The sequence below is a fragment of the Pseudomonas sp. B611 genome, from assembly GCF_055407965.1.
The window spans coordinates 24538-46060 of sequence record NZ_JBUZST010000027.1; the positions used below are offsets into that span (position 1 = coordinate 24538).

At 62.6% G+C, this 21523-nt stretch carries 18 protein-coding genes; 6 read left to right on the forward strand and 12 right to left on the reverse strand.

Going from position 1 to position 21523, the window contains the following annotated elements; all coding sequences use genetic code 11:
- Positions 1 to 31: 31 nt before the first annotated feature.
- The gene (locus ACZRMO_RS28745) at positions 32 to 916 is read right to left on the reverse strand and encodes a hypothetical protein (protein WP_463975083.1); all 885 of its coding nucleotides are present in this window, start codon (positions 914 to 916) and stop codon (positions 32 to 34) included.
- A 411-nt stretch (positions 917 to 1327) separates the two neighbouring features.
- Between ACZRMO_RS28745 and ACZRMO_RS28750 the strand changes: the two genes are divergently transcribed.
- Positions 1328 to 2011 (forward strand): response regulator transcription factor, encoded by a 684-nt coding sequence (locus tag ACZRMO_RS28750; RefSeq protein WP_003219726.1) that lies wholly within the window; start codon positions 1328 to 1330, stop codon positions 2009 to 2011.
- Complete coding sequence (locus ACZRMO_RS28755) at positions 1989 to 3383, forward strand: sensor histidine kinase (protein WP_463975084.1); 1395 nt, start codon at positions 1989 to 1991, stop codon at positions 3381 to 3383. Before ACZRMO_RS28750 ends, ACZRMO_RS28755 begins: the two co-directional genes overlap by 23 nt.
- Positions 3384 to 3505: 122 nt before the next feature.
- Here the strand turns inward: ACZRMO_RS28755 and ACZRMO_RS28760 are convergent, their stop codons facing one another.
- From ACZRMO_RS28760 to ACZRMO_RS28775, 4 genes are read right to left on the reverse strand one after another with little or no spacing between them, the layout of a single operon-like run.
- Positions 3506 to 3922, reverse strand: a complete 417-nt coding sequence (locus ACZRMO_RS28760; protein ID WP_463975085.1) for an SRPBCC family protein — start codon at positions 3920 to 3922, stop codon at positions 3506 to 3508.
- Positions 3923 to 3977: 55 nt separating this feature from the next.
- Entirely contained in the window at positions 3978 to 5273 is a 1296-nt protein-coding gene (locus ACZRMO_RS28765) for an NAD(P)/FAD-dependent oxidoreductase (RefSeq protein WP_463975086.1), read from the reverse strand.
- Positions 5270 to 6358 (reverse strand): polyamine ABC transporter substrate-binding protein, encoded by a 1089-nt coding sequence (locus ACZRMO_RS28770; RefSeq protein ID WP_463975087.1) that lies wholly within the window; start codon positions 6356 to 6358, stop codon positions 5270 to 5272. Before ACZRMO_RS28770 ends, ACZRMO_RS28765 begins: the two co-directional genes overlap by 4 nt.
- Positions 6359 to 6381: 23 nt before the next feature.
- Positions 6382 to 7740: a glutamine synthetase family protein gene (locus ACZRMO_RS28775; protein ID WP_463975102.1), complete on the reverse strand. Its 1359-nt coding sequence runs from the start codon at positions 7738 to 7740 to the stop codon at positions 6382 to 6384.
- Between the two features lie 129 nt (positions 7741 to 7869).
- Between ACZRMO_RS28775 and ACZRMO_RS28780 the strand changes: the two genes are divergently transcribed.
- The gene (locus tag ACZRMO_RS28780; protein WP_463975088.1) at positions 7870 to 8757 is read left to right on the forward strand and encodes a helix-turn-helix domain-containing protein; all 888 of its coding nucleotides are present in this window, start codon (positions 7870 to 7872) and stop codon (positions 8755 to 8757) included.
- Between the two features lie 147 nt (positions 8758 to 8904).
- On the opposite strand, the gene ACZRMO_RS28785 is transcribed toward ACZRMO_RS28780, so the two are convergent.
- Genes ACZRMO_RS28785 through ACZRMO_RS28795 form a run of 3 tightly spaced genes read right to left on the reverse strand, consistent with a single transcriptional unit; the run spans position 8905 to position 12028 of the window.
- Entirely contained in the window at positions 8905 to 10008 is a 1104-nt protein-coding gene (locus ACZRMO_RS28785; protein ID WP_463975089.1) for an acetoin dehydrogenase dihydrolipoyllysine-residue acetyltransferase subunit, read from the reverse strand.
- Positions 10005 to 11024 (reverse strand): alpha-ketoacid dehydrogenase subunit beta, encoded by a 1020-nt coding sequence (locus ACZRMO_RS28790; protein ID WP_463975090.1) that lies wholly within the window; start codon positions 11022 to 11024, stop codon positions 10005 to 10007. Before ACZRMO_RS28790 ends, ACZRMO_RS28785 begins: the two co-directional genes overlap by 4 nt.
- A 26-nt stretch (positions 11025 to 11050) precedes the next feature.
- Positions 11051 to 12028: a thiamine pyrophosphate-dependent dehydrogenase E1 component subunit alpha gene (locus ACZRMO_RS28795; RefSeq protein ID WP_463975091.1), complete on the reverse strand. Its 978-nt coding sequence runs from the start codon at positions 12026 to 12028 to the stop codon at positions 11051 to 11053.
- 299 nt (positions 12029 to 12327) lie between these two features.
- On the opposite strand from ACZRMO_RS28795, the gene ACZRMO_RS28800 reads away from it, so the two are divergent.
- Complete coding sequence (locus tag ACZRMO_RS28800; protein WP_463975092.1) at positions 12328 to 14187, forward strand: sigma-54-dependent Fis family transcriptional regulator; 1860 nt, start codon at positions 12328 to 12330, stop codon at positions 14185 to 14187.
- A gap of 114 nt (positions 14188 to 14301) precedes the next feature.
- Here ACZRMO_RS28800 and ACZRMO_RS28805 read toward each other — a convergent pair whose 3' ends face one another.
- The gene (locus ACZRMO_RS28805; protein WP_463975093.1) at positions 14302 to 15081 is read right to left on the reverse strand and encodes an acetoin reductase; all 780 of its coding nucleotides are present in this window, start codon (positions 15079 to 15081) and stop codon (positions 14302 to 14304) included.
- A gap of 194 nt (positions 15082 to 15275) precedes the next feature.
- On the opposite strand from ACZRMO_RS28805, the gene ACZRMO_RS28810 reads away from it, so the two are divergent.
- Complete coding sequence (locus ACZRMO_RS28810) at positions 15276 to 17426, forward strand: TonB-dependent siderophore receptor (RefSeq protein ID WP_463975094.1); 2151 nt, start codon at positions 15276 to 15278, stop codon at positions 17424 to 17426.
- 127 nt (positions 17427 to 17553) lie between these two features.
- On the opposite strand, the gene ACZRMO_RS28815 is transcribed toward ACZRMO_RS28810, so the two are convergent.
- From ACZRMO_RS28815 to ACZRMO_RS28825, 3 genes are all read right to left on the reverse strand, one after another.
- Entirely contained in the window at positions 17554 to 17991 is a 438-nt protein-coding gene (locus tag ACZRMO_RS28815) for a carboxymuconolactone decarboxylase family protein (RefSeq protein WP_463975095.1), read from the reverse strand.
- Between the two features lie 98 nt (positions 17992 to 18089).
- The gene (locus tag ACZRMO_RS28820) at positions 18090 to 19535 is read right to left on the reverse strand and encodes a mechanosensitive ion channel domain-containing protein (protein ID WP_463975096.1); all 1446 of its coding nucleotides are present in this window, start codon (positions 19533 to 19535) and stop codon (positions 18090 to 18092) included.
- A 187-nt stretch (positions 19536 to 19722) separates the two neighbouring features.
- Complete coding sequence (locus tag ACZRMO_RS28825; protein ID WP_463975097.1) at positions 19723 to 20589, reverse strand: pirin family protein; 867 nt, start codon at positions 20587 to 20589, stop codon at positions 19723 to 19725.
- Between the two features lie 179 nt (positions 20590 to 20768).
- Here ACZRMO_RS28825 and ACZRMO_RS28830 point away from each other — a divergent pair, with 179 nt between their 5' ends.
- Positions 20769 to 21512 (forward strand): response regulator, encoded by a 744-nt coding sequence (locus ACZRMO_RS28830; RefSeq protein ID WP_463975098.1) that lies wholly within the window; start codon positions 20769 to 20771, stop codon positions 21510 to 21512.
- The last annotated feature ends 11 nt before the right edge of the window (positions 21513 to 21523 follow it).

Here is a 21523-nt window from a genome sequence, read left to right on the forward strand (position 1 = left end):
GCAGTATCGAGCGCATGATGTTCTCCTTTAATTAACGGACAAAGTGTTCGGTTTCGACATACACCACGGCATCGCGACGGCGACCGCCGTAGGTGGCAGCGAAGCTGGCAACGAATGCGCCGATCAGCAGGGCGATGAAGGTCCACAGCGAGGTATAGGCAGCCACCTTCGCAGCAGTATCCGCGGCCTGCTTGGCTTTGAGCTTGGCATCCTCGATCGCTTTACGGGCATCGCCATACACTTTGTCGATCCGCGCTTCGGCATCCGCCTGGCTGAGGTTGGTGCGCTGGCTGATCAACTGGGCCAGGTAGGCACGGTCTTCAGCGGCGAGTTGGCCATCGTTGCTCAGGGTGCGCGCGAAGATACGTGCAACCACGCCGTGGGCGGCGTCGTCGCTGACGGCCACTGGGCGGTCGTCGCGGAACAGACTGTCGACGTAGTAGCCGAAGTCGTCGCCCTTCACCGCCGTACCGACCGCCTGGGTCACACCCGAGGCCACGCTGGCACCGGCTTTCACGCCACCACCGACGACACTGCTCACGGAGCCGACGATCAAGGTTGCCGCCACCAGCGTGGCGACTGCCCAGGACAGGAAGCCATGGGCGGTATCACGGAAGTACACCTCATCGCCATGCATATTGGCCCACTTCACCCGCAACCGGCCGGCGATGTAACCGCCCAGGCCCGACGCGACGATCTGGGTAAAGGCCAGCCAGATAATCGTGGAAATGCCCAGTCCCTTGGCGCTGATACCGCTTTCGGCCCACGGCGACACCGCCGAAAAGCCCAGGCCGAAGCCCAGCAGTACGAGGATCAGGGACAAGGCCGCCGCAGCAGCGGCCCCGGCAAAAATCGCGCCCCAGGAAACCCCGGAGCGCGCGCTCGATTCTTGCAACGTGGATGAGGATGTGATCATTGTTGTTTTGCTCCCGGCAGGAAAAATGGTGTTACATGTCTCGGGAGGGACAGTGCAGGCGCCGTGCCAGTCGCATCGAAATTAAATACCTAGCATTTTCAACAATTTAAATAACTTGAACTTCCCAGGACCATGCAACTTGCAAGAAACGCCTCGCCAGGACGGGCGTTATGCAACTTCAAGCCGAACTCGGTCAGTGTGGGAGCGGGCTTGCTCGCGAATGCGGTGTGTCAGTCAGCACATCTGTCACTGAAAGAACGCTTTCGCGAGCAAGCCCGCGCCCACATTGACCCAGCCAGCCAGTAGAAAATCTGGTGGATCTGCCAACATGAAGTTTAATTTAGGAAGCGTTCAGGCATTTCTTGGCAAAATGCCCCCACTTCTAGTGTGAATCGCTCACCAGGTAATCCTATGACCCGCATTTTGACCATCGAGGATGATGCCGTAACAGCCCGCGAGATCGTCGCCGAGCTGAGTAGCCATGGACTGGACGTAGATTGGGTAGACAACGGCCGCGAAGGCCTGGTCCGCGCCGTGAGCGGCGATTACGACCTGATCACCCTCGACCGCATGCTGCCGGAACTCGATGGCCTGGCCATCGTCACCACCTTGCGCACCATCGGCGTGTCGACACCGATCCTGATGATCAGCGCCCTCTCCGATGTGGACGAACGGGTACGTGGCCTGCGCGCCGGGGGTGATGACTACCTGACCAAACCCTTCGCCTCCGACGAGATGGCCGCCCGCGTCGAAGTACTGCTGCGGCGTAAAAGCACCGTCAAGGAATTCGAAACCGCCCTGCGCGTGGCCGACCTGGAACTCAACCTGATCAGCCGCGAAGCCAGCCGCGCCGAGCAGCCACTGAGCCTGCTGCCCACCGAATACAAGCTGCTGGAATTCCTGATGCGCAACACCGGGCAGATCCTCTCGCGCATGATGATCTTCGAGGAAGTCTGGGGTTACCACTTCGACCCCGGCACCAACCTGATCGACGTGCACATCGGTCGCCTGCGCAAGAAAATCGATCCACCGGGCCTCACGCCGCTGATCCGCACGGTACGAGGTTCCGGTTATGTCATTGCTGAACCCCTCTAAGGGCTGGCGTTCCTCCAGCAGCCGCTTGTTGGCGCTGTACAGTTCGCTGTTCGTGGCCTGGAGCTGCATCCTCATGGGGGTGCTGTATTACGAGGTGTCCGGTTACCTGGGCGACCTCTCGCGCCATTCCTTGATGCAGCGCCAGCACCTGTTCCAGCGCTTCGACGGCGAGGAACTGGTGGAAGCGCTGACCACCAGCATGACCTTCGACATGAAGGGCGTGGACGCCTACGGCTTGTTCGACGAGCAATTCAACCCGCTGAGCGGGCCGATCCGTGCCGTGCCGCCCGACCTGCCGCTGGACGGCAAGATCCACGCCCTGGCCAACTGCGTCGACTCCGACGACCCCAAGTTGCCCAAGGACAGCTGCGACGCCGTGGCCACCCACACCGACGACGGCCGCTGGCTGGTGCTGGTGCGCGCCAACGGTTCGCTGTTTGGCGTGACCCGGATCATCTGGCATGCGCTGCTGTGGGCGCTGTCGTTGACCATCATCCCCGGCGCCGCCGGCTGGCACTTGCTGCGCCGCCGCCCGCTGCGGCGCATTCGCGGTATTCAAGCCAGCGCCGAGGCCATCGTCGCCGGCGACCTGACCCACCGCCTGCCGCTGTCGAATCGGCGCGACGAACTGGACATGCTCGCCGCCATCGTCAACGCCATGCTCGACCGCATCGAAAAGCTGATGAACGAGGTCAAGGGCGTGTGCGACAACATCGCCCACGACCTGCGCACCCCGCTGACCCGCCTGCGCGCGCAGCTCTATCGCATCCGCCAAGAGGCCGAACAGGACTCTAACTACACAGTAAAACTGGATGATGCGATTACGGAAACCGACACCCTGATGGCGCGCTTTCGCGGCTTGCTGCGCATCTCGGAGCTGGAAGACCACCAGCGCCGCTCGGGCTTCCTGGTGATGGACCCGCTGCCACTGCTGCGCGAACTGCATGACTTCTACCTGCCGCTCGCCGAAGAAGGCGAGCTGCAACTGGTGCTCGACACCCCGGAGTCCCTGCCCTGGATCACCGGCGACCGCGCCCTGTTATTCGAAGCCCTGGCCAACCTGCTGAGCAACTCGATCAAGTTCTCCCCGGCGGGCGGCGAAGTGATCCTGCGCGCCGTGAACGACGCCGGCAGCACGCGCATCGAAGTGCACGACTCCGGGCCGGGCATCCCGATTGCCGAACGCAACGCAGTGTTCCAGCGTTTCTATCGCGTGGATGAAAACGACCAGCAAGGCGGGTTTGGCTTGGGCTTGTCGATTGTCGCGGCGATCATCAACTTGCACGGGTTCAAGCTGGAAGTGGGCAGCAGTGAAAGCGGCGGTGCGCGGTTGGTGCTGGAGTGCCGGCAGCAGCTGATGCCCGAGGCCTGAGGCCTTTGATCGTTCCCACGCTCCGCGTGGGAATGCATCCCTGGACGCTCCGCGTCCGCTCTTGAAGGCGTGACGCAGAGCGTCACCGGCGGCATTCCCACGCAGAGCGTGGGAACGATCAATCAAGCCGGAAAATTCGCCCGCAACGCCTCAACCCCACCTTTGTAGACACCGGCAAACAGCTCTTCCACCGCCGCATCCGTCACACCCTCCTTCGGCGTGAACACACCCGACCAGGTCACCTTCGCCGACGCATCGCTCAACGCTTCAACCTGCAACGTCGCCAGGTAGGCACTCACCGGAAACGGCGATTGCTCAATGGTGTAGCTGTAGGTGTGCGCCACATTATCAAAGGTCTGCAACCGCTCCACGATCTCGCCACCGTCGGCGGTTGTCAGGTGACGCAGGCGGCCGCCTTCACTCGGTTCGCTCTTGGCGATCAACGGCAGCCACTTGGGCAGATCGTTGAAGCCACCAACCAATGCCCAGACCTTGTCAGCGGATACAGGGATTTCAATTACTGCGGATGCTGTTGGCACGGTAAATCTCCAAAAGTCGTAGGAAAACGTCGCCCAGCCTGCCACGCCCGGCGCTTCAATGCATCAACTCCCGCAACCGATACCACAACATCCCCAACGCCAGCAGCGGCGAACGCAACACCTTGCCGCCGGGAAACGTCATGTGCGGCACCTGGCTGAAAATATCCAGGCCCTGGCTATGCCCGGCGTGAATCGCCTCGGCCAACAGGCGTGCGCACCAATGGGTCACGTTCAAGCCATGGCCCGAGTAACCTTGGGCATAGAACACGTTGGGATACTGCTGCAATCGCCCCACCTGGGGAAAACGGTTGGCGGTAATGCCAATCTTGCCGCCCCACTGGAACGCGATGGCGGTGCCTGCCAATTGCGGGAATACCTTGAGCATTTTCGGCTGCATATACGCGGCGATATCCGCCGGATCACGCCCTGAATAGTGACAAGCGCCGCCGAACAGCAAACGTCGATCAGCGGACAGCCGGTAGTAATCCAGGCCGACTTTCTGGTCGCACAACGCCAGGTTCTGTGGGATCAGTTCATTCGCCAACGCTTGCGACAACGGCTCGGTGGCGATGATGTAGCTGCCCGCTGGCAGCACCTTGCCGCTCAGGCGTGGCTCCAGTTCTTCGAGGTGCGCATTGCACGCCAGCACCAGGCTGCTGGCGCGTACGGTGCCAGCGGCGCAGCGCACCTGCACCGTATCGCCGTGGATCAGTTCCAGCACTTCAGTGTGCTCGAAAATCCGCACCCCAAGGGACTCGGCCACCTGCGCTTCCCCCAGCACCAGGTTCAGCGGATGCAGATGCCCGGAGCCCATGTCCACCAGGCCTCCGGCATACACTGCTGAGCCGACCACCTGGGACATATCCTTCGCGCCGACGAGGCGGGTTTCATGGGCATATCCCATCGCCGCCAGATGCTCCTGCTCACCCCTGAACGCAGCGAATTGCGCCGGGGTATTCGCCAGCTCACAAAAGCCCCAGCGCAGGTCGCAGTCGATGCCGTGCGCACGGATACGCTCGCCCACCAGCGCCACCGACTCGATCCCGGCCCGCTCCAGGTAGCGCACGCCCTCCTCGCCCACATGCTTGGCGAACCCCGACACATCGTGGCCGATGCCGCGAATCAACTGCCCGCCATTGCGCCCGCTGGCGCCCCAGCCAATGCGCCGGGCCTCCAGCAGGATCACCGAAAGCCCGCGCTGGGCCAGTTCGATGGCGGTGTTCACACCGGTGAAACCTCCGCCGATCACACACACATCGGCGCTCAGGTCAGCGCCCAACGCCGGGCGCTCGGGCATGGCATTCGCCGAAGCGCGGTAGTACGACTGGGCGTGGTCACTGGATGGGATCATTTGTTGGTCTTCACTTTGCTCCAGGCGCGGGTCATCAGGCGCATGGTCGCCGGGGTCGGCGTGGTGGAAATATAGAGTTTGTCGAGCACTTCCTGGGACGGGTACACCTCGGGGTTGTTCACCAGCTCCGGGTCCATAAAGGCCTTGGCCGCCGGGTTGGCGTTGGCGTAGCCCACCGAGGCGCTGACCTTGGCGATCACCTCAGGGTCGAGCAGGTAGTTGATGAAGGCGTGGGCTTGTTTCGGGTTGCTGGCGTCGGCAGGAATGGCCAGCAGGTCAAACCACAGGTTGGAGCCTTCCTTGGGAATCGAATACGCAATGTTTACCCCGTTCTTGGCTTCCTTGGCGCGGTTGGCCGCCTGGAACACATCGCCGGAATAACCGAAGGCCACGCAGATATCACCGTTGGCCAGGTCCGAGATGTACTTGGAGGAATGGAAGTAGGTGATATACGGGCGCAGCGTCAGCAGCTTGGCTTCGGCCTGCTTGTAGTCCTCGGCATTCTCGCTCCGCGGGTCCTTGCCCATGTAGTTGAGGATCGCCGGGAACAGCTCATCGGCCGAATCAAGGAAGGCCACGCCGCATTGGTTGAGCTTCTTGATATTCTCCGGTTCGAACAGCACCGCCCACGAGTCGATATGGTCGATGCCCAGCACCTGCTTGACCTTGTCGACGTTGTAGCCGATGCCGTTGGTGCCCCACAAATAAGGCACGGAGTGGGCGTTGCCCGGGTCGTTCTTCTCCAGCAACGCGAGCAATTTGGGGTCGAGGTTCTTGAAGTTCGGCAGTTGCGCACGGTCCAGCTTGAGGAACGCGCCAGCCTTCACCTGGCGCGCGAGGAAGTGGTTTGACGGCACCACCACGTCATACCCGGTGCGCCCGGCGAGCAGCTTGCCCTCCAGGGTTTCATTGGAGTCGAACACGTCGTAGATCGGCTTGATCCCGGTCTTGGCCTGGAAATCCGCCAAGGTGGTTTCGCCGATGTAGTCAGTCCAGTTGTAGATACTGACCGTCGGCGCCGCCTGGCTGGTGCTGCTGAAGGCCGCCACCAGGGCCAGCGGGAAAAGCTTGTTCACAAGACGCATATCGACACCCCTTTTATGGATTTTTAGACGCTCAACAGCAGGAACTCACGTTCCCAGGAACTGATCACCCGCTTGAAATTCTCATGCTCGGCGCGCTTGACCGCGACGTAGCCACGCACAAACTTGTCGCCCAGGTAGTGCCTGACCGTGGCGCATTCCTCCATGCGCGCCAGGGCGTCCTCAATGGTGATCGGCAGGCGCAGGTTGCGCCGCTCGTAGGCGCGGCCCTCCACCGGCGCACTCGGCTCGATCTTCTCGATCATCCCCAGGTAGCCACACAGCAGACTAGCGGCAATTGCCAGGTACGGATTGGCATCGGCGCCGGGCAGGCGGTTTTCCACGCGCATCGCATCCGGGCTGGAGGTGGGCACGCGCAGGCCGACGGTGCGGTTTTCTTCGCCCCACTCCACATTGACCGGTGCCGAAGTGTCCGGCAGGAAGCGGCGGAACGAGTTGACGTTGGGCGCAAACATCGGCAGCAGTTTGGGGATGTACTTTTGCAGGCCGCCGATATGCTGGAGGAACAGCTCGCTCATCTTGCCGTCGGCGTCGACAAACACCGGTTTGCCGGTGGCGATGTCCACCACACTCTGGTGCAGGTGCATCGCACTGCCGGGCTCATCGGCGACCGGCTTGGCCATAAAGGTCGCCGCGACGTTGTGCTTGAGCGCCGCCTCGCGCAGGGTGCGCTTGAACACGGTGATCTGGTCGGCCAGGTCGAGGGCGTCGCCGTGGCGGAAGTTGATTTCCATCTGCGCCGGGCCGTCTTCGTGGATCAGCGTATCGAGGTCCAGGCCCTGGGCTTCGCACCAGTCGTAGACGTCCTCGAACAGCGGGTCGAATTCATTGGCGGCGTCGATGGAGAACGACTGGCGCCCGGTTTCGGCGCGACCGGAGCGGCCCACCGGGGTTTTCAGCGGCAGGTCCGGGTCTTCGCAGCGCTGGGTCAGGTAGAACTCCATTTCCGGCGCGACAATCGGCTGCCAGCCCTGCTCAGTGTAGAGTTGGAGGACTTTCTTCAGCACGTTGCGTGGCGACAGCTCGATGGGGTTGCCCTGCTTGTCGAAAGTGTCGTGGATCACAATCGCGGTGGGCTCGATGGCCCACGGCACCACGTACGTGGCGTTGGCCACCGGGCGGCAGACCATGTCGATATCGGCCGGGTCCAGCAGGTCGTAGTAGATGTCGTCGTCGACAAAATCCCCGGTCACCGTTTGCAGCAGCACACTTTCCGGCAGGCGCATGCCTCGCTCATGCAGGAACTTGTTGGTGGGCGCAATCTTGCCGCGTGCGATGCCAGTCAAATCACTGATCACGCATTCGACTTCGGTAATCTTGTGTTCTTTCAGCCAGGCGGACAGCTGATCGAAGGGGGCGTTCATAAAGACCTCGGCGTGGTTGCCCAGCTTGTGTTGCCGGCGCATTGAGGTCTATCTTGGGCCGGCCTTCGAACCGCATCTATCCACTTTGCACGAACCACAGCGCACCAATAGAGTGCGCACGGATCTCCCATGACCCAGGCAACCGCCTCTCGTGTACAGGCCTTCACCACCGGTGATGTAGCCGCCCAATGCAGTGCCACACCCGGCTGGGTGCAGCAGTACCAGCAGATGTCCCCGGGGCATTTTGCCGGGCAGATCCGCTACCTCGACCTGCAAGGCGTGGAAGTGTACGAAGAGTGCATGAACACGCGGGTGGAGCAGCATTTCAACGCGCCGCCGGGGTCATTGGCGTTCTGTTTCGACGGCAGCGATAACGCGCTGTACCTGCTCAACGGCGAAAGCCGCAACACCTGGATCACCCCGGAAAACTACCGCGAAGTGGCCGTGGTGTTCGGCCCGCAGTTCGTGCAGCGCCATGGCCTGGATGTGGCGAAGTTGGAAGGCCTGTTCATGGCCCCACTGAGCGGTCAGCAAAATGCCCTGTTCACCCGCTGGCTCAGTGGCACGCTGACGCGCCTGCCCACCGTGATCGACCCCGCCAGCCTCACCCGGCAACTGCTCGACGACTGCCTGTTTATCCTCGACAACGCCTGCGTGGGCCTGGACCGCAGCTCGTTGCAAAAACGCAGTGAAGAACGCCGCTTGATGGCACGCATCGGCGAATGGGCGGCGGATGCACCGGACGAGACCGTCAACCTGCTGGAACTGGCGCAGATCGCCGGCGTGCCGTTGCGCCATTTGCAGCAAGGGTTCAAGACCTACACCGGGATGAGCCCGGCGCAGTGGTTGAGGTTGCGCCGGTTGAACGGGGCGCGGCGGGAGTTGTTGAGCGGCGGCGATACCACCGTGGCGGAGGTGGCGATGAACTGGTCGTTTTGGCATTTGGGGCGGTTTTCGAACAGCTATCGGGCGTTGTTCAAAGAGCTGCCAAGCGAAACCCTGAAACGTCACTGTTAGAACTCGGTTAAAAATGTGGGAGCGGCGGTGCGACGATTCGACTTGCTCGCGAATGCGGTGGGTCAGCCAAAATATCTGTGCCTGATACACCGCTTTCGCGAGCAAGCCCGCTCCCACAGTTGATCGCGTCCTACCTTTGGATCTTGGTCAGGCTTGGGATTTGAGGAAAGTCGCCATCAGTTGGTTAACCTGCTCCGCCGCTTCCAACTGCACCATATGCCCCTGCCCCGGCAGCACCTCCACCTGCGCCTCCAGCCCCTGCGCATGCCGCACCGGGATGATTGCATCATCACTGCCCCAGATCACCAGGCTCGGCTGACGTCCCACCACATGGCGCAAGTCGATCTTCTGCTGCCCGCCGTCAAACAACGCGCTGTTGAGCTGGCACAACGCCTGATCCACACCCTCCAACCGCTTGAACTTGAGCATGTCCTCCAGCATCTGCCGCGTCACCAATGCAGGATCGCTGAACAGTTGCGTCAGTTGCGGCTTGAGGGCGTTGCGGTTGCTGGCCTCGGCAAACCCTTGCAGGTAATCGCCGTTGATGTCCGCGCCGAGGCCGGCGCTGGCGATCAGGGTCAGCGAGGCGACGCGCGCGGGGGCTTGGTCGGCAACGGTCAATGAAACCAGGCCGCCCATGGAATGCCCCGCCAGGTGCACGCGGTCCAACTGGAGATGATCGAGCAGGCCCAACACGGCCTGACTCAGCTCGCCAGCATCGCCGCTGTGCAACTGCTTGCCCGACTCGCCATGCCCCGGTAGATCCAGGGCAATCACCCGCCGCTCGGCAGCCAGCGCCGGTTGGTTGAACAGCCAGTTGTTCAAGTCGCCGCCAAAGCCATGCACCAGCACCAGCGGCGTGCCGCCCTCGCCCAGGTCGAGATAGCGCAGCAGACGCCCGCCGATCTCGACTTTCTGCGCACTCGGCCCCGACGCTTCGGCCTCCGCCGCACTGGCGACAAACCCGGCATTGAAGCCTTCGATCACCGCGTCGATCTCTGCCTCAGACGCCTCGCCCTCAACAACAATCCCCAACAACGCGCCCACCGGCAAGGTCTCATCGCTCAGCGCCAGGACGCGGCGCAGCACGCCACTGAACGGCGCTTCCACACTGCTGGAAATCTTGTCGGTCTCCACATCCAGCACTTCCTCGCCCTTCTCCACCCGGTCGCCGGGTTGCTTGAGCCAGATATCGATGCGCCCTTCGGTCATCGACAGCCCCCATTTGGGCATGGTCAGGGTATGGATCATGCGGCGTTCCTCTTGTCGGCGATCTTCAGCACGGCGGCCTCGATCTTCGCGGCGTTGGGGATGTACAGGTCTTCCAGCGCATCGGAGAACGGCACCGGCGTGTGCGGCGCGGTGACCATTTCGATGGGCGCGCGCAGAGCAGAAAACGCCTGCTGGGCCACCAGCGCGCTGATATCGGTGGCGATGGAACAGCGGGGGTTGGACTCGTCGATCACCACCAGCCGCCCGGTTTTCTCTACGCTTTCAAGGATGCTGTCGACGTCCAGCGGGCTGGTGGTGCGCAGGTCCAGCACTTCGCAGTCGATGCCCTGGCGCGCCAGGTTGGCGGCGGCTTCCAGGGCGATATGCACCATGCGCCCGTAGGTCACCAGGGTCACGTCCTGGCCTTCGCGCACAAAGTTGGCTTCGCCGAAGGGTACGGTGTACAGCTCTTCCGGCACCTCGCCTTGCAGGCTGTAGAGCATCTTGTGTTCGAGAAAGATCACCGGATCGTTGTCGCGGATCGCCTGGATCAGCATGCCCTTGGCGTCATACGGCGTGGCCGGGCACACCACCTTGAGGCCGGGAATGTGCGTCCACATCGAGGTGAGCATCTGCGAATGCTGGGCCGCCGCGCGCAGGCCGGCGCCGTACATGGCGCGGATCACCAGCGGTGTGGTGGTCTTGCCACCGAACATGTAGCGGAACTTGGCCGCCTGGTTGAGCAGTTGGTCGAGGCAGCAGCCGATAAAGTCGACGAACATCAATTCACACACCGGGCGCATGCCCCGGGTGGCGGCGCCGACGGCCATGCCGACGTAGCCGACCTCGGACAACGGTGCGTCCAGCACGCGGTCAGGGAACTGTGGGTACAGGCCCTTGGTCACGCCGAGCACACCGCCCCAGGCGTCTTGTTCACCGGGAGCGCCGGTGCCACCGCTGACATCCTGGCCGATGATAAACACGCTCTGGTCACGGCGCATTTCCTGGGCCAGGGCTTCGTTGATTGCCTGCTGGTAGCTGATTTTGCGAGCCATAGGATTCTCTCCGGATATTGTTGTTATTAGGGATAGGCGACGTAGACATCGCTGAGCAGGTCGGCGGCTTGAGGCTTGGGATCGGACTTGGCGCGGCGCACGGCGTCTTCGATCAACTGCGCGACTTCGCTGTCGATACGTTCGAATTGCGCCGACTCCAACCAGCCCTCGGCGCTGCAACGCTGGCGAAACAGCGCCAGGCAATCGGCGCTTTCCCGCAGGTTTTTCACTTCATCGGGGCCACGATAGGTTTGCGCATCGCCTTCGAAATGGCCGTAGAAGCGGCTCAATTTCACCTCCACCAAGGTCGGCCCCTCGCCTGAGCGCGCACGTTCGACGGCAACGCCGAGGGCGGCATGCACGGCGAAAAAGTCATTGCCATCGACGATCACCCCCGGCATGCCAAAGCCCACGGCACGCTCGGCGATGTCCTTGCACGCCACCGACCAGCCGGAGCCGGTGGCCTCGGCATAGCCGTTGTTTTCGGCGACGAACAGGCACGGCAACTTCATGATCGCAGCCAGGTTCATCGCTTCAAACACCGCGCCCTCGTTGGAGCCACCATCGCCAAAAAACGCCACGGCCACGCCCTGGCTGCCCTTGAGTTTCGATGCCAGCGCCGCGCCGGCCGCCAGCGGTGCGCCGGCACCGACGATGCCATTGGCGCCGAGCATGCCCTTCTCCTGGTCGGCGATGTGCATGGAGCCGCCCTTGCCGCCGCACACGCCGGTTTTCTTGCCGTAGATCTCGGCCATCATGCCGAACACATCCACGCCCTTGGCAATGCAATGGCCGTGGCCACGGTGGTTGGAGGCGATGCAGTCTTCATCGTTGAGGTGGGCCATGACCCCGGCGGCGCTGGCTTCCTGGCCGGCATACAGGTGCACGAAGCCGGGGATCTCGCCGGTGGCGAACTCCACGTGCAGGCGTTCTTCGAAATCACGGATGGTGCGCATCACGGTGTAGGCATGCAGCAATTGATCGGTGGACAGGTGAGTGGACATCTTGTTGTTCTCCAGGTTGTCTCGACACACAAAAGGCTGATCGTGTTCAGCTACAAGGCCTTCAGCACAGCCTGTGCCAAGGCCCGCAAAAACCTCGCAAAGCCTTGATCCAGAGCAGTTGTGGTGGTGCGGCACAGCACCGCAGAATGAGACGCGGCATTGCACCGCGCAGGCCGCGTCTCAGGCGCGATGAGACGGGGCGTCTCAGGCCGGGCAGTTGGTCAGGCCAGACTTGTCCCACGCGACCCATGCGCGCTTAATGGCGGGCATAACAACAAAGATCGAGAACCGGAGGCCTTATGCTCGCCGCGAACTCCAGGGAACACGTCGACTGCGTCAGTCGCGTGGTCCGCAATGCTGATCGCCTGCCCCAGGCGCCGGTGCCGTCGATGATTTTCGATTCGTGGCGGCGTTCCATGGAGCAACACCACCTCGACCCCGGTTCCTTGCAGGGGCCACGCATCCTCAGCGAACCCTTGCTCAAGGAATGCCGCGAGCGCGCCGAACTGTTCATGCGCATCGCCGGCGAGGCCGTCGGCCAACTGCACCACCGCGTGCGCCACGCCGACTACTGCGTGATGCTCACCGACGCCCAGGGCCAGACCATCGACCACCGCGTGGACACCGCGATCCGCACCGACTGCCGCAAGGCCGGCCTGTACCTCGGCACCTGCTGGTCGGAAGCCGAAGAAGGCACCTGCGGCGTGGCCACGGTGCTCACCAGCAAAGCCGCCGTGACCGTGCACAAGCGCGACCACTTTCGCGCCGCGTTCATCGGCCTGACCTGCTCCGCCGCGCCGATCTTCGATCCCCAGGGCAACCTGCTCGGGGTGATGGACGCCTCCGCGCTGAAATCCCCGGATGACCGACGCAGCCAGCACCTGGTACGCCAGCTGGTGACGCAAAGTGCCGAAGCCATCGAAAACGCCTTCTTCATGCACAGCGCCCGCGAGCACTGGGTGTTGCAGGCCCACAGCACGCCGGGCTTTGTCGACAGCCAACCCGACCTGCTGCTGGCCTGGGACCGCGACGGCCGCCTGCATGCCTTGAACAGCAAGGCACGCCAGGCCTTGCGCCTACGCTTTGGCCAGGTGCCGGAACATATCAGCGAGGTATTCGACCTCGACGCGTTGCGCGCGGTGACCGATCAATCCGCCCAACACCTGCACTGGCTGGGGCAGCCTGGCGCCTTGCACGCACGCGTCAATGCGCCCCGCCGCACACCGGCACGCACCGCGCTGGCGCCGCAGGTCGATGCGCGGGTGGAAGAACACCTGCGCCTGGCCGTAAGGGTCAAGGACCGCAACCTGCCGGTGCTGGTGCAAGGCGAAACCGGCGCCGGCAAGGAAGTGTTCGCCCGCCAACTGCATGAGCGCAGCGCCCGTCGCAACGGGCCGTTTGTGGCGGTGAACTGCGCGGCGATCCCCGAGAACCTGATTGAAAGCGAGCTGTTCGGCTATGTCGCCGGGGCCTTTACCGGTGCATCCAGCAAAGGCATGCCTGGGCTGCTGGTGCAGGCCGATGGCGGCACCTTGTTCCTTGATGAAATCGGCGACATGCCGTTGGCGTTGCAGACGCGCCTGCTGCGGGTGATGGCCGAGGGCGAAGTGGCCCCGCTGGGCGCGGCGAAGACTCGCGCAGTGGATATCCAGGTGATCTGCGCCAGTCACCGCGACTTGGCGGTATTGGTGGGTGAAGGCCGCTTTCGTGAAGACCTGTACTTTCGCCTCGGCTGCGCACGCTTCTGCCTGCCGCCGTTGCGCGAGCGCACGGACAAGCTGGCGCTGATCAACCGCTTGCTGGAGCAGGAAGCACGCAACAGCGGGGTTTCAGTGGGCATCGGCCAGGCTGCGCTGGAATTACTGCTGGGCTACGCCTGGCCGGGGAATGTGCGGCAACTGCGGCATGTGCTGGCGTATGCCTGTGCGGTGTGTGAGGGCGGCACGGTGCAAGTGGCGGATTTGCCGGTGGAGGTGCGTGGGGAGCAGATAGAAGCGTTGATTGAAGAGAGCGTGAGCCCCGAAAGGCAGAGAGTCCTGGATGCGTTGATTCGCCATCGCTGGAAGCCTTTGCCGACCGCGCAGGCGTTGGGGATCTCAAGGGCAACCCTTTACCGCCGGGTCAATCAACTGAGCATCGACATGCCAGGTAAACACTGACACAACTCGGTTAAAACTGTGGGAGCGGGCTTGCTCGCGAATGCAGAGTGTCAGTCGCTGGAGATGTTGACTGAACCACCGCATTCGCGAGCAAGCCCGCTCCCACATGGGATCTCAGCGGTAGACGAGGCCGCCGTCAATCAACGGCGCCTGCCCGGTCATGTAATCCGCATCCGGCCCAGCCAGGAATGAAACCAACCCTGCCACATCCTCCGGCGTCTCCGCGCGGCCCAACGCTATGCCATCCACGTACTTCTTGTACGTCGCGCCAACTTCAGCGCCGGTAATCTCGGCCATGCGCTTATCAATCTCGACCCACATGTCCGTGCCCACCACCCCCGGGCAGTACGCATTCACGGTGATCCCCGCACTCGCCAATTCCTTGGCCGCCGCCTGGGTCAATGCGCGTACGGCAAACTTGGTGGCCGAGTACACGCCAAGCAGCGCAAACCCTTCATGGCCGGCGATGGAGCAGGCATTGATGATCTTGCCCTTTTGCTTGAGCGCCTTGAATTTCTTGCCGGCGGCCTGGATGCCCCACAGCACGCCCTGCACGTTGATGCCCAGGGTGCGTTCGACTTGCTCCGGGCTCACGTCCAGCAGTGAATCGATCTGCGCCACCCCGGCGTTGTTGACGATGATGTCAAAGCCGCCAAGGGTCTGGTGTGCATGTTCGACGGCAGCCACCACTTGCTCCCGCTTGGACACATCGGCGACGAACACCGACGCCTTGCGGCCCAGGCCCACCACTTCGGCGGCCACGGCTTCGAGCTTGGCGCCATTGATGTCCACCAGGGCGATGTCGGCACCGTCCTGTGCCAGGCGCAGGGCAATGGCCCGGCCGATGCCCTGCCCGGCGCCGGTGACCAGCGCAACTTTTCCAGCAATAGCCATGACACTCTCCTGCAATCGATGAGGGAAGCCTTGTCTATCGCAGGTCCATGCCAGCGCTGTCGAGGCGCAACGGGATTGGCGTGAGGGCTGAGACGGGGCGTCTCAAGCCGCGAATCATTCTCGAAACCTTGTAAAACCGCGCACTTATGCCTAGCTTATGCGCCCCCCGCCCTGCGCTTTAAGGCCCTGCCCCCATGGTTTTGCGTTTTCGTCCCGTTGTCACTTCACGTTTCGCCCTCGGCCTGCTGCTGAGCGGCAGTATTGGCAGCAGCTTTGCGGCTGAGCTGGAACTGCCGGCGGTGAACGTCCAAGGCCAGGATGAGTCCGGCCTGCGTAGCCAAACCGCGTCGGTGGGGGGCTTCGACGAAGCGCCGCTGTTGGACACCCCCGCCTCGATCACCGTGCTCAATGCCGCACTGATCAAGGACCAGCAAGCGCGCCTGCTCAGCGAACTGCTGCGCAACGATGCGTCGGTGGGCGACAGCTACGCGCCCATCGGCTACTACGAAAACTTCGTGGTGCGCGGGTTCTCGCTGAATGCGGCGAGCAGCTACAAGATCAATGGGCGCACCATCACCGGCGAGCAGAACGTCGCCCTGGAAAACAAGCAACAGGTGGAGGTGCTCAAGGGCCTCGCCGGCTTGCAGAGCGGGATTTCCGAGCCCAGTGGCGTGATCAACTACGTGACCAAGCGCCCGGAAGACGTGCGTTCGGTGACCGTGGCCACCGATGACCGTGGCAGCGGCTATATCGCCACCGACGTCGGCGGCTGGTTTGGCAGTGAAAAACAGTTCGGCCTGCGCGCCAACGTCGCCCATGAAGATTTGAATTCCTACGTCGAACACGCCAATGGCCAGCGCGATTTCCTGTCCCTGGCCTTCGACTGGAACATCAGCCCCGACGCCGTGCTGCAACTGGACGCCGAATACCAGGACAAGCAACAACGCTCGGTGCCGGGTTATCAGCTACTGGGCGGCACCGAGGTGCCCCACGGTGCTTCGCCGAAGAAGCTGCTGGGGCACCAGAGTGGGTCCAGGCAGGTGGGGATTGATTCACTGAACCTCAACGGCAAGTTCGAATACCGTTTCAGTGATCAGTGGAAAGGCAGCGTCAGCGCGGCGCGCAGCAAGGTGGTGATTGACGATTACAGTTCGTTTGCCTACGGCTGCTTCTACGTGACCGATTGCGGCCTCGCCACCTTCGGCTCAACGGGCGACTACGACATCTACGACTACCGCAGCCCCGACGACACTCGCCGTGACGACGAAGTGCAGGCAGCGATGACCGGGCTGTTCGACACCGGTGGCCTTGGCCATGAACTGACCTTCGGCACCAGCGCCTTCCGCCGCGTGATCGACAAGCGCAAGTCGGTCAACGAATACATCGGCAGCTCCAATATCAACACCAACGCGCCGACCTTCACGCCCACCGACGTGCCGCTGAACGACAAGCACCGCCGTCTCGACAGCCGCCAATACGGCCTGTTCGTCACCGATCGCATCCGCTTCAACGAGCAATGGCAGACCATCATCGGTGGGCGCGAAGTACGCCTGGATGAAAAGGCCTTCGATAAGAATGGCGATCAGGAACGCCACACGCAGAAATACCAATTCCTGCCCCAGGCATCGTTAATCTACAAACCCGTGGAAAACGTGTCGCTGTACACCAGCTACAGCAAGGGTTTGTCCTTGGGCGGTGAAGCACCTTGGACAACCACCAATGACGGCGAAACCCTCGCCCCCACCACCTCCCGCCAAATCGAAGCTGGGGTGAAATACGACTGGCGCCGCATCAGCTTCGCCGCCGCCGTGTTCCAGACCCGCCAGGCGTACCAGTACGCCAAGCCGGACGGCACGGGCCTGTTCAATTACGTACAACAGGGCGAACAAAAGAACACCGGCCTGGAATTATCGGCCAATGGCTGGGCCACCGAGCGCTTGCAGATCGCAACCAGCGTCGCGGCGATTCGTGCACGGGTCAGCGGCAGCGGCACCCCGCAATACGAAGGCCACCAGGCGATCAACGTGCCCAAGCTGCGCGCCAGTGTGTATGCGGACTATGCCTTGCCGTGGGTCAACGGGTTGGCAGTACTGGGCGGCGTGCAATACAGCGCGAAGAAATCGGCCAATCGCGACGGCACCGTTGAAGTTGGGGATTACGCAGTGGTGAATGTGGGCAGCCGCTACACCACCAAGGTGGACGGCTATGAAACGGTGTTCCGCCTGAGCGTCGACAACCTGTTCGACAAGCGCTACTGGCGCGACGCGGGCGAGTACATGGGCGATGACTATCTGTTCCAGGGCGCGCCGCTGACGGCGCGCCTGAGTGCCTCCGTCAACTTCTGACGCAAAACCTGTGGCGAGGGAGCTTGCTCCCGCTGGGCTGCGTAGCGGCCCCAAAATTTTGGGAGCGCTGCGCACTCCAGCGGGAGCAAGCTCCCTCGCCACATTCAAATCCTCAGCTACAGCGGTGTTATTTCGGCATCTTGCGGAAACCCACTGCCAGGCGGTTCCAGCTGTTGATGGTGGCGATGGCCACGCTCAGGTCGATCTGTTCCTTGGCGCTGAATTGCTCGGCCAGGGCGTTGAAGTCTTCGTCCGGGGCGTGGGTGTGGCTGATCAGGGTCAGGCTTTCGGCCCAGGCCAGTGCCGCACGTTCACGCGGGGTGAAGAACGGCGTTTCACGCCAGGCCGACACGGTGTACAGGCGGCGCTCGGTTTCGCCGCCCTTACGGGCATCGGCGGTATGCATGTCGAGGCAGAACGCGCAGCCGTTGATCTGCGACACACGCAGGCGCACCAGCTCCAGCAGCGGCAGCTCGATGGACAGTTTGCCGACGGCAGTTTCCAGGGCCATCATGGCTTTCATGGCGTCTGGGGAAGCGGTGTAGAAATCGGTACGGGTTAGCATGGTGGAACTCCAGAACGGTGGGGATTGGCGGCTAGATTAGTCACCGCACCGTTCGGGAGGAATATCCAATTCGGCCTAAGAACAGGTGACCAATCGCGCTACAGACCGCGCTTGCGCAACCACTGCAAAAAGCCCTTCTTCACTGGCACCACCGGTGCCTCCTGAGTCAACACCTGCGCCGCATGCAGGCGGAAATCCAGTAGCGCCTTCATCGCCTCGCCAATGTCATGCCGCGCGTCCAGGCACGGCTTGAGGTATTCCTTTTCAATGCGGTACAGGGTGCAAAAAGTCTTCGCCGAAAAGTCCGCCAGCGCCGCCTTGTCGGCCAGGATACCCGCCTCGCCAATCACCTCGCCCGGCCCCATGCGCCCGGCTTCGAACGTGTGGCCGTCCTTGACCAGCATCACCGAGACCACACCGGTCTCGACGATAAACAAATGATCGCTGACCTCCCCCGCCGGCAAGATCATCTCGCCGGTGCGGTAAGTGTGAAGGGTCATGTTCTGGCTGAAGGTGTCTTTTTCTTCCTGGCGCAAGGTGGAGAAAATCGGCGAGCGTTCCAGCAAGGCGCGGGCGGCAGACATGGCCGATGGCGTGCTGCCTTCAGTGGCCGACAGCAGGCTCACACCTGCCGCTTGCAGGTGGCGGAAGGCCAAATCGTAAAGCTGGTTGCGCACTTCGCGCTTGAGGGCCATGGCCGGGACAAAGCCGCTGATCTCGTACTCCACGCCACCACTGGCACAGGTCTTGAACGCGACGCTGGGCGCCGGTGTGGCCAGCAGCGGCCGGCAACCTTGCATCGCCCGTTCCAGCGCCTCGATGACGATCTGCGGGCGCGCATGGGGGCTGACTTGCAGGCTGACCGCCAGGCCGAACATATCCGCCGGGCGCGAAAAGTTGATGATCTTGGCCTTGGCCGCCAGCGAGTTGGGAATCACCGCCATGCTGCCCTGGGAGGTTTGCAGGCGCGTGGCACGCCAATCGATATCGGTGACCCGGCCTTCGGTGCCGTCGATGGAGATCCAGTCATCCAGTTGGTAAGGCTTGGTGGTATTGAGCACGATCCCCGAGAACACATCGCTCAAGGTGCTTTGCAACGCCAGGCCGACAATGATCGCCACCGCGCCCGAGGTGGCCAGCACGCCCTTGACCGGCAGGTCGAGCACGTAGGCCAGGGCGGCGATGATCGCAATCAGGAAAATCACCGCGCCGAGCAAATCCTGCAACAGCCGCCCGGTGTGCCCGACCCGCTGCATCATCACCGCACCGAGCAACACTGTCAGCGTACGCGCCGCGAACAGCCACCAGCCAATCTGCAAGGCCGTGGCGGCCAGGTGCAAGGCGGTGTTGTCGGCATAGGGCGCGACTTGCATGGGGTTCATGCCATCGTTGAACAGCACGGTGCTGAACACCGCGAAGATCAACAGGCGTGCGGCGAGTTTCCAGTTGGCGAGGTTGACGGAGATCAGACGCCAGACGGCGATGTCGATGAAGATCAGCGCCAGGGCGCAGAACATCGGGTGATCGGAGATAAATGACGGCATCCAGGCGACTCCAGGGCGAATGCGCTGAAGATCGCATGAAATGGCAACGCTGGAAAACGAAATGTGGGAGCTGGCTTGTGTGGGAGCGGACTTGCTCGCGAATGCGGTGGGCCAGTCAAAGATGCTCTGACTGAACTACCGCATTCGCGAGCAAGCCCGCTCCCACATTGGTTTTTGTGTTCGACCTTTAATCGTGCATCTGGCCAAACCGTCCCGAGTGAAAGTCCTCGAACGCCTGATGAATTTCCTGCTCGGTATTCATCACAAACGGCCCATGCCCCACGATCGGCTCATCGATCGGCTCACCGCTTAGCAACAACACCTTGGCGTCGTCATTGGCCTCCAGGCTGATCTGGCTGCCATCGCGTTCGAACAGCACCAACTGCCCTTGCCGTGCGACTTCCTCGCCATTGACCAACACCGTGCCGCGCAGGATCACCAGGGCGCTGTTACGCCCGGCGTGCAGGTCCAGGGTTACGGGTTTGCCGGCGTTGAGACGCAGGTCCCACACGTCGATTGGCGTAAAGGTCCGCGCCGGGCCTTGGGTGCCGGCGAATTCACCGGCAATCAGGCGCAGTTGCCCGGCAGCGTTGGCCAGCGGCAGCACGGGAATATCGCCGTCGACGATGGTCTGGTAACCGGCATCGGCCATTTTGTCCTTGGCCGGCAGGTTGACCCAAAGTTGCACCATCTCCAGCGCACCACCTTGGCGGGCGAAGGCTTCGGAGTGGAATTCTTCGTGGATGATGCCACGGGCGGCGGTCATCCATTGCACGTCACCGGGGCCGATGATGCCGCCAGCGCCGGTGGAGTCGCGGTGTTCGACTTCGCCGTCGTAGACGATGGTCACGGTTTCAAACCCGCGATGAGGGTGTTGGCCTACGCCGCGACGCTCCTCGGTGGGGGTGAAGTCCGCCGGGCCAGCGTGGTCCAGCAGCAAAAATGGGCTGATGTGTTTGCCCAGGTTGTCGTAGGAAAACAGTGTGCGCACCGGGAAACCGTCGCCGACCCAATGGCCGCGTGGACTGGTGTAGATGCCGATGAGTTTTTTCATGGTGTTCCTCCAAAGTGGATACACCTTAAATCCGATACCAATAATGCGCTAGTCGGTAAAAACAGCCTTGATCGTTCTACTGATGGAACGATATGCCGGCACCTCACGACAAATCCGCGTTAATGATAATGACTCGTAGTAATATCCACCCTCTCCCGCTCAACCCACCGAGGGCTGCAATGCCGTTTGCCGCAGCAACTGTCGCACCGCGCGTGCTGGTGGTGGATGACCACCGCAAAATCCGCGAACCGCTGGCCACCTATCTGCGCCGCCACACCTTTGAGGTGCGCACCGCCGAAGACGCGGCCGGCATGTGGCAATTGCTCAAGAGCCAGGCGTTCGATGTGGTGGTGCTCGACGTGTTGCTGCCCGATGGCGATGGCTTTGAGTTGTGCAACCAGTTGCACCGGCGCAGCAATACCCCGGTGATCCTGCTGACCGCCCGCGACACCGCCGCCGACCGCATTCGCGGCCTCGACCTGGGGGCCGACGATTACGTCACCAAGCCGTTCGAGCCGCGTGAGCTGGTGGCGCGGATCAACAGCGTATTACGCCGCCAGGGCCGCAACACCGGGCCCGTCGCCCCTAGCTCTGGCGCACGCGCGTACCAGTTCGCCGGCTGGCATTTCAGCGTTGCCAATGCGACGTTGACGCGCGCAGACACCCCGTCGATTCAACTCAGCACCGCCGAAAGCCGCCTGCTGCAAGTGTTCCTCGACCACCCCAACCGCCTGCTGCCCCGCGAACGCCTGATCGACCTGACCGCGGCCGCCGACAGCGACGTCAGCGACCGCGCCATCGACCGCCAGGTCAGCCGCCTGCGGCGCAAGCTGGCCCAGGGCGACGCCACGCCGGACCTGCTGCGCACCATCTGGGGCGGTGGTTACCTGCTGGCCGCCGAGGTCAGCGAGTGCACGCCCTGAGCCGGCTGTGG

What these genes read in the sequence shown, in the direction of transcription:
- ACZRMO_RS28745 (WP_463975083.1), bottom strand. Translation starts at nt 916, where the DNA reads ATGATCACATCCTCATCCACGTTGCAAGAATCGAGCGCGCGCTCCGGG.
- ACZRMO_RS28750 (WP_003219726.1), top strand. Translation starts at nt 1,328, where the DNA reads ATGACCCGCATTTTGACCATCGAGGATGATGCCGTAACAGCCCGCGAG.
- ACZRMO_RS28755 (WP_463975084.1), top strand. Translation starts at nt 1,989, where the DNA reads ATGTCATTGCTGAACCCCTCTAAGGGCTGGCGTTCCTCCAGCAGCCGC.
- ACZRMO_RS28765 (WP_463975086.1), bottom strand. Translation starts at nt 5,273, where the DNA reads ATGATCCCATCCAGTGACCACGCCCAGTCGTACTACCGCGCTTCGGCG.
- ACZRMO_RS28770 (WP_463975087.1), bottom strand. Translation starts at nt 6,358, where the DNA reads ATGCGTCTTGTGAACAAGCTTTTCCCGCTGGCCCTGGTGGCGGCCTTC.
- ACZRMO_RS28775 (WP_463975102.1), bottom strand. Translation starts at nt 7,740, where the DNA reads ATGAACGCCCCCTTCGATCAGCTGTCCGCCTGGCTGAAAGAACACAAG.
- ACZRMO_RS28780 (WP_463975088.1), top strand. Translation starts at nt 7,870, where the DNA reads ATGACCCAGGCAACCGCCTCTCGTGTACAGGCCTTCACCACCGGTGAT.
- ACZRMO_RS28785 (WP_463975089.1), bottom strand. Translation starts at nt 10,008, where the DNA reads ATGATCCATACCCTGACCATGCCCAAATGGGGGCTGTCGATGACCGAA.
- ACZRMO_RS28790 (WP_463975090.1), bottom strand. Translation starts at nt 11,024, where the DNA reads ATGGCTCGCAAAATCAGCTACCAGCAGGCAATCAACGAAGCCCTGGCC.
- ACZRMO_RS28795 (WP_463975091.1), bottom strand. Translation starts at nt 12,028, where the DNA reads ATGTCCACTCACCTGTCCACCGATCAATTGCTGCATGCCTACACCGTG.
- ACZRMO_RS28800 (WP_463975092.1), top strand. Translation starts at nt 12,328, where the DNA reads ATGCTCGCCGCGAACTCCAGGGAACACGTCGACTGCGTCAGTCGCGTG.
- ACZRMO_RS28805 (WP_463975093.1), bottom strand. Translation starts at nt 15,081, where the DNA reads ATGGCTATTGCTGGAAAAGTTGCGCTGGTCACCGGCGCCGGGCAGGGC.
- ACZRMO_RS28810 (WP_463975094.1), top strand. Translation starts at nt 15,276, where the DNA reads ATGGTTTTGCGTTTTCGTCCCGTTGTCACTTCACGTTTCGCCCTCGGC.
- ACZRMO_RS28815 (WP_463975095.1), bottom strand. Translation starts at nt 17,991, where the DNA reads ATGCTAACCCGTACCGATTTCTACACCGCTTCCCCAGACGCCATGAAA.
- ACZRMO_RS28820 (WP_463975096.1), bottom strand. Translation starts at nt 19,535, where the DNA reads ATGCCGTCATTTATCTCCGATCACCCGATGTTCTGCGCCCTGGCGCTG.
- ACZRMO_RS28825 (WP_463975097.1), bottom strand. Translation starts at nt 20,589, where the DNA reads ATGAAAAAACTCATCGGCATCTACACCAGTCCACGCGGCCATTGGGTC.
- ACZRMO_RS28830 (WP_463975098.1), top strand. Translation starts at nt 20,769, where the DNA reads ATGCCGTTTGCCGCAGCAACTGTCGCACCGCGCGTGCTGGTGGTGGAT.